Here is an 11,607-nt window from a genome sequence, read left to right on the forward strand (position 1 = left end):
CGCGGATTATTGGCGTTTGCCCGTGACGAAATTCACGCTGCCGCCCCGGGCGGCAACACTGGCCATCAGCTCTTCGTAGGTCGGCGAGGTGAGATGCCCGTCGAGCCACAAAACATGCCCCTGCCCGTCGAAGCGCGGATCGTATGCCTGGTCGTTACCGCTGCCCGGCTCCAGGTCGAAGCACCAGTACACGAAATTGTTCTGCCGGGCGATGGTGTAGATCAGTGGCAGGCTCTCCTTATCGACATCGGCATAGACGTTGGCCGGGCCGGTCAGGTAGGGCCAGGTCGCCAACTGGCATTCCGGCAGCGTGTTGACATGCGAGTTGTAGCCGTAGTCGAAGGGCAGCGTCTCGCCATCGGAGAAGTTCACCCAACTGTTGTACTCGTGCTGATTCGCGGCATCGGAGAAAACCTCCGTCTTGTTGTCCACATAGTCATAGACCTGATCGTGCCACTTGGCGGGCCAGCCCCCTTGCGGGTAATCGCCCTGGTGGTCGCTGGCGTAGAGCAGGGCCGCTGTCCCGAGCTGACGCAGGTTCCCGGCCGAGTGAGCCATAGCGGCGCGGTCGCGCACGCGGTTGACAGCCGGAACGATAATCGCCGCCAACAGCCCGATCACAGCGATGACCGAGAGCAGCTCGATCAGGGAAAAGCCACGGTAGGCGTTCAGGCGTCTTGTGGGGGAAAGGGGCAGTTTCATGGTACGCTCACTTGGGGGTGTCGGTTCCGGTGCGCTTGAGCATAGCCTCGTAATCGGCTTGCTGGCTGGTGAGGGGTTCTTGCCGGGCGGAAAGCCACTGGTGGATGCCCGCGCTCATGGCCTGGACCCGGTCGGGGTGCTCCTCGGCCAGGTTCTGAAGCTGACGCGGGTCAGACTTGATGTCGTAGAGCAGAGTCTGGGCGGCATAGCCGTCGGGTAGTTTCTGGTAAAGTCCGGGCTTGATCGGCGCGACGAGCATGAGTTGGTAGTCCCCGTCGATCAGCCAGGCATAGAGCGGAGCCTCGGTGGCGTCCTGCTTGTTGTTCTCGCCGTCGGCCTCATAGGAGTAGGACCAGCGCGAGGAGTGGATGCCGGAGGAGCCCAGTGACTCGCGGGGACCGCGTGCGGCCTGCCCCCGCAGATAGGGCAAGAGGGTGCGCCCGTCGATATCGCCGGGGATGTCCGCCCCCGCGGCGTCCAACACGGTGGGCATGAGGTCGGCCAGACTAACCAGTTCGTCGCTTTCGCCGCCGGTGGTAAGACCGGGCTGCCAGACGATTAAGGGCACGTTCAGGCCGCCGTTCCAGCCGGTGCCTTTTCCGCCCCGGTTTGGGGCGTTGTAGGGCGGCACGTAGTACAGCGTGCATCCGTTGTCGGCGGTGAAGATGAACAGCGTGTTGTCGAGCTGTCCGTACTCGGCCAGCACAGCCAGCATCATCTCGATCCCGTGGTCGAGCGCGAGCAGATGCCCGGCATATTCGTCGGTGAACTGGTTGCCGCTGGAGAATTGTTCGGTGTAGTGGCCGGGCGGCGCGCTGATCGGGCCATGAAGGGTTTTCGGCGCGTAGTAGAGGAAAAACGGGTCACCGGCCTGAAGCGAGTCGCGGATAAAGGCGCAGGCTTTTTCGTTGAACAGATCGGTCAAAAACTCACCCTCCGGGCGCTTCGGCACGAGTTCGTGGTTTTCCCACAGCGTGGCCGATCCGTAGTCCACATCGTCGTGGCTGTTGTAGCCGTAGTAGTAGTCGAACCCACGGTCCAACGGATGAAACCCCGGCTGCGAGGACGAGCGCCAGGCGGTGTCGCGCAGACGCTTGTCAATTTCCGGCCACAAACCGTTGTAATACCTGGCCACCGGGAGTTCCTGGCCGAGATCCTCGACCCAGATTTTTTCAATATAAGCCGGGTCGTGCGGAGCCACGTGCCACTTGCCGACCACGCCGGTGCGGTAACCGGCCCGAGCCAGCGGCTCGGCGATCACGGTACGCTCAGGCGGGATCCCGAAGTCGTCCACATCCTTGTTCCAGTAGGCGCCCCAGTCCTGCTGAAAGCTTCCGGTGAGCAGTCCGGCCCGGCTCGGCGAGCACAAGGCGGCGGTGGCGTAAGCCTGGTTAAATACCGTCCCCTCACTGGCCAGGCGAGACAGCGTCGGCATGCACGCCTGCGCGGCCTCGATGTGCTTTTGCTTGTCCACCGCCCCCTGATGGCCGTGCACCTGCACGTAGCGGGCGTAGATTTCCGGCTCGATATCGTCCGCGCTCAGATGGTCGGCATAAGGCGGTATCCAGCCCTTGCCCACGTCGTCGAGCAGGAGCACGATAACGTTCGGCCGGTCCGCCGCCGACAGGCTCGCCAATCCAACGAGCGAGAACAGCCAGGGCAGTGTTTTGTGGGGAAATTTCACAGTGTGCGAATGAATGGGGTTGGGCCGGGCGCAAAGCCACGGGATGCAACGCTTGCTATGTCTTCTAAAATGCGCCGCTTTATCCGACGGATCAAGCGCGACAAATGACTTCAGAGGTAAACGTTTACCAGCACTTGACCTCTGGCCGGAAAGCGGCATAACGTGGGCTTGCCGATGAGTTCACAGCCCCGCCCTACGGTCAGCGAAATCGCCCGCCAGTCCGGCTTCTCCAAAGCCACGGTCTCGCTCGCGCTACGCGGTCACCCGAAGATCTCCGCCAGCACACGCAACCAGATATCGACCCTGGCCGAACAACTCGGCTACCGCCCGGACCCGCAGCGCTCCAAGCTCATGGCCTCGATCAGCTCCCCACAGATCAAGGGGGCCTCGCTGGGCTTCATCCGCAGCGGCCTCACCCTCGAATGGGACCCGCTCGAAAAGTTCTTCTACGACGAACTCCGGCACCACTCCGACGTTAACGGCTACAACCTTGAGCCGTTCTGGCTTTTCAACCCGCGCAGCACCCCGGAAAAGGTCAACGCCACCATGTGGAACCGCGGTATCGAGGGACTCATCATCCCCATGATCCACCCCGACCAGTATCAACAAAAACAGCGCACGCTTCCAATCCTGTGGGAAAAATTCTGCGTCGTGGAAATCGCCGACACGCTGCACCAGCCCAAGCTCAACGGCATTCGCCACAATCACTTCGGCGGCATGCTGCGGACATTGAGCGAACTGGAGGCGCTGCGCTACAAACGCATCGGCCTGTACATGATGTCGGATCTCCAACTGCGCACCCACCACCGCTGGACCGCCGCCTACCTGCTCTGGAAAACCATGCGCGGGCTGACCGACGACTTGCCCATGCTCTTTCCCGAGACCCTGGACGGAGCCCAACTGGCCGACTGGGTGAAACGCTACCGTGTCGACGTCGTTGTCAGCCCCGGGATCGAAGTGCTCGCAGCCCTGCGCGAGCACGGGCTGCGGGTGCCGCAGGACGTTGGCTTCGCCACCCTGCACCAGTGGGGCGAAGGCTCGGAAGAAGTCACTGGTATCAACCAGAACATGTCCGCTCAGGCCAAGATCGCCATCGACATGCTGATCAGCCAGATCTACCGCCAGGCCCTGGGCGTGCCGGAGCTCCCGATCATCGCCACGGACCCCGGCTACTGGCATGCGGGCTCAACCACGCGCCGCCCCCGGCGCGGACACCAAGTCAACGACCTCGACAGTGAGCGACTGACCACCTTGTCTTGCTCCGAACCATCTCCCTCGGCCTGACCCAAATGCCACAGATTCGCTTGGTCGCCCTCGCTTGACGACGGTCGAAAGCCGGTATATCATCCGCTATCATGACCCAAAAGCTTTGCCTGCTCATCGTCGGACTCTTTCTCTTCACGCTCACCGGCTCGGCCACGACCAGCTACCTGATCGATGTCCTCGTCCTCGACGATGACGGTGACCGCGAGACACAGATTTCCGCCACCTGCGTGCCCAATGAGAATTTCGCCGCCACAGTCGGGCAAGAGGTCGGAGAAGGTCTGCCCCTGGGGCCGCTCATCAACGGTAACACGCTTAAGGGCCAACTCACGGTCACTAACGGCCAGGCCAGCTACGCCGTCCACCTCATCGTCCGCAAACTCGAAGAAAGCAGCTACACCAAAGACGCCTTTTACTTTGAAGCCGACGAGTTCCTGCTCAATGGCACCGCCGCCCTCGGCCAGACCAAGACCTTTGACCTCGACGACAAAAAAGTCGTGGTGACGGTGAGCGAAAGCAAGACCTTCCCTCCTCAATAAGTACCCGTCTCTCGCCCCGACGCAAACAACTCCCGCCACCTAGAGCATATTCGCTCCAAAGACACGGAAGTTCCTGATTTCCAAAAACTGCCCCTTGATTCTCCACAGGTGTATCCGCCGGGCAACTACACGCTGAGCCTCACGCTCCGCCCGGTAAACGGGTAAATCGTCCCCGCCACAGGTATTGTCACCGCAGATGGGCAGCGCGTTCGCCCCGGTTCCGCTACTGAACCTCAATCAAGTCCGTCACGGGAATGACGTACATGGAGCCCTCCTCGTTCGTCACGAGCAGGGTGTCGGCGTCGATAAAGCAGATGCCCTCACACTGGCCCAGCCGGTAGGGGCGCCAGTAGATTTTACCCTCCGTCAACCGGTTCACATCGCCCGAGGGCGGTTCAAAGAGCCACACATTGTCATAGACGAGCACGGCGACGCGACTGCCATCTGCCAGCGAGTCGGCCCCGGTCACCATTCCGCGTGCGCCAAAGCTGCACACCAGTTCCAGCGGGTTGGAAATATCCTCACGGTAGCTGTTAAAACGGTACAGGCAGGTGTCGGCATCGGCCCGGTGCTTGGTCAGGACATACCAGGTGTCGTTGGCCACAAAGATCGCCTCGACGTCGTAGTTTCTCGCCGCCGGGGGGAACTCCTTTTGCTCGGGGAAGTGAAAAGGGATGGCGCGCTTGGCGATAGCCTGTGCCGCATGGCTCGGGTCGGGCTCGGGCACGACATAGACGAGCAGGTCCTTGCGGCGGTTGGCGTTGTTCCCGAAATCACCGATCAGCAGGTTACCCTTATGGTCGGAAGCGATGTCTTCCCAGTCCTTGTTCTCAGCCATCTTGACCGGGATTCCCAGGCCGTCGCCCATCGCCACAGTTTCGCCCTGCAGGGTGACGGGAAAAATCCGGGCACGATCGCCGCTGTCATTGTGAGTCCAATACACGCCCTCGTAGCGTGTGCTCTTGGCGATACCGGAACCTTCATTAATCAGCGCGGAGCGCATGGTCGCCGCCGGTTCGATTTTGCGCGGCCCGGTAGGCGGGACCTCGATGCTCGTATAGGAAACATGGGGACTTGCGCAGCCCGCCACCAGAAGTGCGGCCGCAACGCCGAGAATGGGGAATAGTCTTGTCATTTTTTATGCGAATTTGCATGATCTGTGACCATGCGCCTACACCTCGAAGACAACTCGGAGGACGTCATTGGCAAGGCACAAAGCGGTCTTGGTCTCACGGACGAACAGCTAGCCGAAAAATCCGGCTTGGGCAAGGAGCGTATTGACGCTTTGAAAAATGGTGAAGCCGATGAAGACGCCCTGAGGGCCGTCGCCCCCGTGCTGCACCTCAACGCCAACGCCCTGATCGATCTGGCGCAGGGCAAATACCAGCCCGCCGACGTCGAACTGGAGGGGCTGCTGGCCTTCTCGACTCCCTACCCCGAGGGCTACGAAGGGATGCGCGTCAACGCCTACCTCGCCTACGATCCGCAATCCCGCGACGCCGTGGTCTTCGACAGCGGGGCCGACGCCTCCCCCATTCTGGAGGCCGTCCGCGAGCACGGCCTGTCCGTCAAGCTGATCCTCCTCACGCACGCGCATGGGGATCACATCAAGGCCCTGCCCCGCCTGCAAAAAGAAACCGGCAACCCGCCGACCTACATTTCGTGCAACGAACCCTCGGTCAAAGGTGCCCAGTCAATTGAGGAAGGGGCCAGCTTCAACCTGTCGTCCCTTTCCATTCTTGCGCTGAATACCTCCGGCCACTCCCCCGGCGGCATGACTTTTGTCGTCCAGGGCTTGAAAAAGACTGTCGCCATCGTCGGCGACTCGCTCTTCGCCGGTTCGGCCGGTGGCGCAGCCAACGCCTGGGAGCAGGCTCTGCGCAACAACCACGAAAAGATTCTCACCCTGCCGCCGGAGACTATCCTCTGCCCCGGCCACGGCCCCATGACCACCGTAGCCGAGGAGCGCGTGCACAACCCGTTCTTCGCCCCCGCACAGTGAAGCAGCCGGATTGAACCGGACGCTCCTTCTCCGACGGCGAAACACCGACCGCCACTGAACCCTTTTCCCGATACAGCCGCTTTTGTGAGCCATACGGTTGCGCTCCGGCGTTATAGTTGTACTCCTGATTATGCCTAGAAAAAAGACCCGTAATACCAAACCGTCCGTCGCCTTCGTTGGCGTCGGGCGCATGGGCGCCAACATGGCGCGACGACTGGCCGACTGCGGCTACACCGTGAACGCCGTTTACGATGTCAACCGCTCCGGCGCCGAGGCCCTCGCCGCCGAACTCGGCTGCGCCGCCCCCCGGAAGCTGAGCGAAGTCACCGCCTCTGCCGACATCATCGTGACCGTCGTCACCAACGATGCCGCCATGCGGAAGATCTTCACCGCCAAGCGCGACAACCTGCTCGAAAAAGCCGCGGGAAAGATTTTTATCAACTGCGCCACGGTCACACCCGACCTTCACCGCCAGATCCACACACTCGCACGCCGCCGCCGGGCCAACTCGCTGGAGGGCTGCATGGCCTCGTCGATCACCCAGGCGCGCGATGGCACGCTCTACCTCATGATCGGTGGCGAAAAGAAGATTTTTTCCAAAGTCGAACCCCTGCTCGCCGATCTGAGCAAGGAACTCATCTATGTCGGCGCGGCAGGCAAGGCCGCCGAAGTCAAGGCCTTGGTCAACATGGTCATGAACATCAACACCGCCGGCCTGGCCGAAGGTCTCGGCCTGGGCAAGGCGCTCGGCCTCGACCTCAAGGTGCTCTGCCAGGTCTTCTCGCAGACCGGCGCGAACAGCCGCGTGCTTGAGACCGACGCTGAGGACATGATCAAGCGCGACCACGACTGCTTCTTCTCAGCCGCGCATGCGGCCAAGGACTCCGGCATCGCGCTCAAGCTCGGAAGCAAAAAACGTCTCAAACTCCCCGTCGCCACCGCCACCAAGGCGCAATACGACCTCATGGTGAAAAACGGCCTGGGTGAGCTGGACAAATCCGGCGTAGCCGAGCTCACCTTCCCCGGTCGCCAGGGCGCGAAAAAGAAAACCGTCCGCAAGGCCGCCAAAAAGACCGCTCGCAAGGCAGTAGCCAAGAAGGCCGCCAAGCGTACCGCCAGAAAAGCGACGACCGATAAAACCGCCGCCAAGAAGGCCGTGAGCAAAAAGACTGCGACCAAGAAAACAGCCCGCAAGGCGGCGAAGAAAACCGTCGCAAAAAAAGCCACTAAGCGTGTGGCCAAGAAGGCAACGGCCCGCAAAGTCGCCCGCAAGGCAGCCGTAAAAAAAACGACCGCGAAAAAAGTCGCCCGTAAGACAACCAGAAAGGCGACCAAACGCACCCGCAAGGGCTGAGGACGGAACTCAAGCCCCATTCATTTACCAGGCCGGCGGAAATTATCCGTCGGCCTGTTTTTTTGTGTCAGAGCCGACGCCTCGAAAACGTTGCTCCCCTTCGCGTAACCTCGCGGGAAAGCCCCCGGTCAGGAGATTTCGATCACAAGCGCGGTCAGGTTGTCGCGTCCGGAGTTGAACATCGCCTCGTCGATCAGGCGGCGGGAGATGCTCCGCTCGTCCTTGGCCGAGCGCTCGAACACGCTCTGAATGCCACGTGTAGACAGCCCGTCGGTGATCCCGTCGGTGGTCAGGACAAAGCGGTCGCCCGGTTCGTATTCGACGGAGCCGATCTGCGGATCAATGTTGCCGACGTTTCCGCCGAGCACTTGTTGCAGCCCGCTCTTGGCCGGGTGGAAGCGGGCCTGCGACTCGGTAATCTGCCCGGTGCGCACCAGCCAGCCCACGTGCGTGTGGTCGTGGCTGATCTGCCGAAGCTCCCCCCCGCCGGGCCAGTAGTAGATACGGCTGTCGCCGATGTGGGCGAAGTTCATTTTCCCGGGAGCGAACCAGCACAGGCTCAGCGTCGCCCCCATGCCGCTGCACTCGGGGTAGGAGTGGCTCATACGGCTCATCTCGGTGTGAATTTCCTCAAAAAGGTGCTCCAGCCACTCTCCTGCCCCGCGGCGCATTCCCATCGCCCCGAGCCAGAAACTGCGCGGAAGCGTATGCGAGATGCGGTCGATGGCGATGCGGCTGGCGTATTCCCCGGCATTGGCCCCGCCCATGCCGTCGCTGACCGCGAAAATAAAGTCGCTGCCCTCCATCGGGGAAGTGCCGTCCTTGCCCAGCAGGCGCATTTCCTCTGCATCGACGGTCAGGGCCAGGAATGCGTCCTCGTTGTTTTTGCGGAACCGGCCCGGATGGGTCATGCCGGACCAGGTGACTTTTATTGGTGGCGCGGGATCGTCGTTCTCGCTCATGAATCAATCTTATTGCTTGTTTTCCCAGCCCGTCTCGCGGCGGTTTTCCTCGATTTCGCCCAGGGTCAGCCCCTCGCCGGTCTCCAGAATTGTGGCGAATTCGAAATCAATGACATTGAACCGGCCCGTCCAATCGTTATACGTGATGTTCCGGGGGAACGCGTCGTCGTGACGGACGCCGTATTTCTCCTCCAGTTCCTTGAACAGAGCGTCGGCCTTATCCCGACCGATCTTGTCCACGACTTTCCCGCAGTTGGTGGTGACGATGTAGCCGTCTCCCTCCTCCGGGTCGGCGTGAAGCAGTTTCGGGACAAAATCACAGCCTTTTTCCTCCAGATAACGCAGGACGCGAACCTCATTTTCGAACCGTTGGCGGGCCATCGGACCACGATAACGCTTGTGAACTTTCCCATCCCATGCGATTCTGACGCTCGCCTGCTTCGTATCCTTAATATCGTGCATGAAATTTTTTACCAAATTGACAAACTGGCACCGCTTCTGCTGAAAAGAATTCTGACCCTGACTTATCAGAGAAAGGGGCGGCAAGGCTGTCCCGGTCAACAACTGCTTCGAACACATAACAACCCATGACAAAATACAAGCTAGAATACATTTGGCTCGACGGCTACCAGCCCGTGCCGAATCTCCGTGGAAAGACTCGCATTGCCAGCGAAGCGCCCAAGAGCGTTGAAGACTGCCCTGAGTGGGGTTTTGACGGAAGTTCGACGCAGCAGGCCGAAGGGCACAGCTCCGACTGTATCCTCAAGCCGGTCGCCCTCTATCCCGATGCCGGCCGTCCCAACGGCTTCATCGTGATGTGCGAAGTCATGCTCCCGGACGGCACCCCGCATCCCTCCAACATGCGCGCCACCATCATCGACGATGAAAACGCATGGTTCGGTCTTGAGCAGGAGTACTTCCTTTTCCGCGACGGTCGCCCTCTGGGCTGGCCCAAGGACGGTGGTTTCCCGAGCCCGCAGGGCCCGTACTACACCGGCGTCGGCTACCAGAATGTCGGTGACATCGCCCGTAAAATCGTGGACGAACACCTCGACCTCTGCCTCGCCGCCGGTATCAACCACGAAGGCATCAACGCTGAAGTGGCCAAGGGCCAGTGGGAATTCCAGGTCTTCGCCAAGGGCTCCAAGAAGTGCGCTGACGACATCTGGGTCGCCCGCTACCTGCTCTCCCGCCTGTGCGAAAAGTACTGCATCGACGTGGAATGGCACTGCAAGCCCTTCAAGGGCGACTGGAACGGCTCCGGCATGCACTGCAACTTCTCGACCGAGTACCTGCGCACCGTCGGCGGCAAGGAATACTTCCTCAAGCTCATGGACGCCTTCGAGAAGAACAAGGACGAGCACATCGCCGCTTACGGCCCGGACAACCACCTGCGTCTGACCGGCCTGCACGAAACCCAGTCGATCGACAAGTTCTCCTGGGGTGTGGCCGACCGTGGCGCTTCCATCCGCGTCCCCCACAGCTTCGTCAAGAACGACTACAAAGGCTACCTGGAAGACCGTCGTCCGAACTCGCAGGGCGATCCCTACCGGATCTGCTCCCGCGTGCTTCAGACCATCGCGGAAGTCCCCACCGAGTAACCCTCGGTCCGGCACGAAACAGCCGCCTGGCGGCCGTTTATTCCCTTCCTTTCCAACGGCGCTCCCACCCGGAGCGCCGTTTTTTTTATGGCCGCAACCCCCAACGCCCCTGCCATCCTCCACCCGCCTCAAGCAGAGTCATCAGTCGGCTTGATCGACAAAGCCCGATCGGATTCTTTTTCAACAGGAAAGCCGGTAAGAACTAAAGCCTCCTGCTGGCAGCTTTTTTCGTCCTCGTCCTGCCCGCCCTTCCTCGAAAATGCTTGATTTCCGGAAGACGGATGAAAGGCATAAGCCTTTCCACAACAGTATTTTTTGAAAAAAGGAAGCGCCGGACACCCCTGTCCGGCGCTTTTTGCTTACTAGCTCAATGATAACCGCCATCCCCTTACGAGGATGGCGGCATCTGTTTCTACCCCAAAACGTTCCGGATAGGCCGGAACTCCTTGCTAAAAATGCTGTTCTGGAAGGATTTGACGTGAACGTGCGGCGAAAGTTCCACTAAAAAAAAGTTTTTTCTAAAAACGTAAAAACTATCATTTGCAAAATGAACTCTAGCCTCCCGTACCAGGATTACACCCAGGGCACTGACCTCAGCCGGTACCTTAGTAGTATCACCTAGTTTTGCTTAAAATCGGCAAAATTCGGGTCATTGGCGATAATCGCCTGATTAGACCAGTGACGCATGTCGCGCAGCTCATCCTCGCCCATCATCCGCACGCTTCCGTCCAGCATGGCGACCACGGCCTCGTTGTTATGGCGCAGGTGAACGTGCCCCATGCTGGAGGGGATGCTTTCGGTATAGCTTCCCCAGCGCATACCATCAGGGGAAATCGGGGGAACCGCGCTGTAGAAGCCGACATCTTCCCAGCCCTCCGCGTAATCGCTGAAGGCCGAGACAAAAACGATGATGTCGCTCGGCTTGTAGGCGATGTCCGGGCGCGTCACACAGTAGTCGTAGGCATAGATCGCCTTCCGATTGCCACGGCCCTGGGTCTTCGCATCGGGGGCAAGCGTGCTGCTGCGGTAATTGCCGCCCACGAAGACGAGATTCATGGCCATCGAGGGCGTCAGGCTGAGATTGTAGTTGTCGTGACGGCTTTGCAGGTACTGGTAGTAGTCCTGGTGCTCGGAGGTAAAGAGCCCGCTGGCTCCGTCCGTCATCAGGTTGGCCAGCTTCCAGGGCCAGCGCATGGCTTCTTCTTTGTCAGCAGAGATCGTCGCCCCACCGAAGCCCTTCAACTCCCCTTTGGGCTCCTCGCCGCTGCCCCGCATGAAGGTCCCGTTGTTGTCATTCGGGTAGAGCAGGAATGTCGAGACCAACTGCCGGGCAGTGGCGCATTCGTTCGTTTTGGCGGCGTAGTCCTTGACCTTCACACTGACGGCGAAGGCCATGCTGCTGAGCACGCCGACCACCGCGATGGCGGTCAGAAGTTCGATAAGCGTCAGGCCACGGCGGGCCTGGTTACGCGAGTGCGTATTGTTACTCATGATTCGTTT

11 protein-coding genes are annotated in these 11,607 nt (G+C 60.4%); 5 read left to right on the forward strand and 6 right to left on the reverse strand.

All coding sequences use genetic code 11. The features are described from left to right. Positions 1-6: 6 nt before the first annotated feature. Together H5P28_RS15860 and H5P28_RS15865 are read right to left on the reverse strand one after the other, a co-directional pair. The gene (locus tag H5P28_RS15860; protein ID WP_185676676.1) at positions 7-702 is read right to left on the reverse strand and encodes a type II secretion system protein; all 696 of its coding nucleotides are present in this window, start codon (positions 700-702) and stop codon (positions 7-9) included. 7 nt (positions 703-709) lie between these two features. Continuing rightward, a complete protein-coding gene (locus tag H5P28_RS15865) occupies positions 710-2,386 on the reverse strand; it encodes a sulfatase-like hydrolase/transferase (protein ID WP_185676677.1) in 1,677 nt (558 codons plus the stop codon). Between the two features lie 174 nt (positions 2,387-2,560). On the opposite strand from H5P28_RS15865, the gene H5P28_RS15870 reads away from it, so the two are divergent. Both H5P28_RS15870 and H5P28_RS15875 read left to right on the forward strand, forming a co-directional pair. Further along, positions 2,561-3,670: a LacI family DNA-binding transcriptional regulator gene (locus tag H5P28_RS15870; RefSeq protein WP_185676678.1), complete on the forward strand. Its 1,110-nt coding sequence runs from the start codon at positions 2,561-2,563 to the stop codon at positions 3,668-3,670. A gap of 71 nt (positions 3,671-3,741) precedes the next feature. Then, the gene (locus H5P28_RS15875) at positions 3,742-4,188 is read left to right on the forward strand and encodes a hypothetical protein (protein ID WP_185676679.1); all 447 of its coding nucleotides are present in this window, start codon (positions 3,742-3,744) and stop codon (positions 4,186-4,188) included. Positions 4,189-4,411: 223 nt separating this feature from the next. Here H5P28_RS15875 and H5P28_RS15880 read toward each other — a convergent pair whose 3' ends face one another. After that, positions 4,412-5,323, reverse strand: a complete 912-nt coding sequence (locus H5P28_RS15880; protein WP_185676680.1) for a hypothetical protein — start codon at positions 5,321-5,323, stop codon at positions 4,412-4,414. A 30-nt stretch (positions 5,324-5,353) separates the two neighbouring features. Between H5P28_RS15880 and H5P28_RS15885 the strand changes: the two genes are divergently transcribed. Together H5P28_RS15885 and H5P28_RS15890 are read left to right on the forward strand one after the other, a co-directional pair. Beyond that, positions 5,354-6,190: an MBL fold metallo-hydrolase gene (locus H5P28_RS15885; RefSeq protein WP_185676681.1), complete on the forward strand. Its 837-nt coding sequence runs from the start codon at positions 5,354-5,356 to the stop codon at positions 6,188-6,190. A 130-nt stretch (positions 6,191-6,320) separates the two neighbouring features. Next, positions 6,321-7,544: an NAD(P)-dependent oxidoreductase gene (locus H5P28_RS15890; RefSeq protein WP_185676682.1), complete on the forward strand. Its 1,224-nt coding sequence runs from the start codon at positions 6,321-6,323 to the stop codon at positions 7,542-7,544. Positions 7,545-7,672: 128 nt separating this feature from the next. On the opposite strand, the gene H5P28_RS15895 is transcribed toward H5P28_RS15890, so the two are convergent. Both H5P28_RS15895 and H5P28_RS15900 read right to left on the reverse strand, forming a co-directional pair. Next, positions 7,673-8,506 carry a PP2C family protein-serine/threonine phosphatase gene (locus H5P28_RS15895; RefSeq protein WP_185676683.1) on the reverse strand — a complete coding sequence of 278 codons (834 nt, stop codon included), beginning with the start codon at positions 8,504-8,506 and terminating at the stop codon, positions 7,673-7,675. A 9-nt stretch (positions 8,507-8,515) separates the two neighbouring features. Then, complete coding sequence (locus H5P28_RS15900; RefSeq protein ID WP_185676684.1) at positions 8,516-8,968, reverse strand: protein kinase family protein; 453 nt, start codon at positions 8,966-8,968, stop codon at positions 8,516-8,518. Positions 8,969-9,093: 125 nt separating this feature from the next. Between H5P28_RS15900 and H5P28_RS15905 the strand changes: the two genes are divergently transcribed. Beyond that, a complete protein-coding gene (locus H5P28_RS15905; protein ID WP_185676685.1) occupies positions 9,094-10,107 on the forward strand; it encodes a glutamine synthetase beta-grasp domain-containing protein in 1,014 nt (337 codons plus the stop codon). A gap of 618 nt (positions 10,108-10,725) precedes the next feature. Here H5P28_RS15905 and H5P28_RS15910 read toward each other — a convergent pair. Next, positions 10,726-11,598 (reverse strand): type II secretion system protein, encoded by an 873-nt coding sequence (locus H5P28_RS15910; protein ID WP_185676686.1) that lies wholly within the window; start codon positions 11,596-11,598, stop codon positions 10,726-10,728. Positions 11,599-11,607: the final 9 nt, after the last annotated feature.

Source organism: Ruficoccus amylovorans (assembly GCF_014230085.1).
GTDB lineage: Bacteria > Verrucomicrobiota > Verrucomicrobiia > Opitutales > Cerasicoccaceae > Ruficoccus > Ruficoccus amylovorans.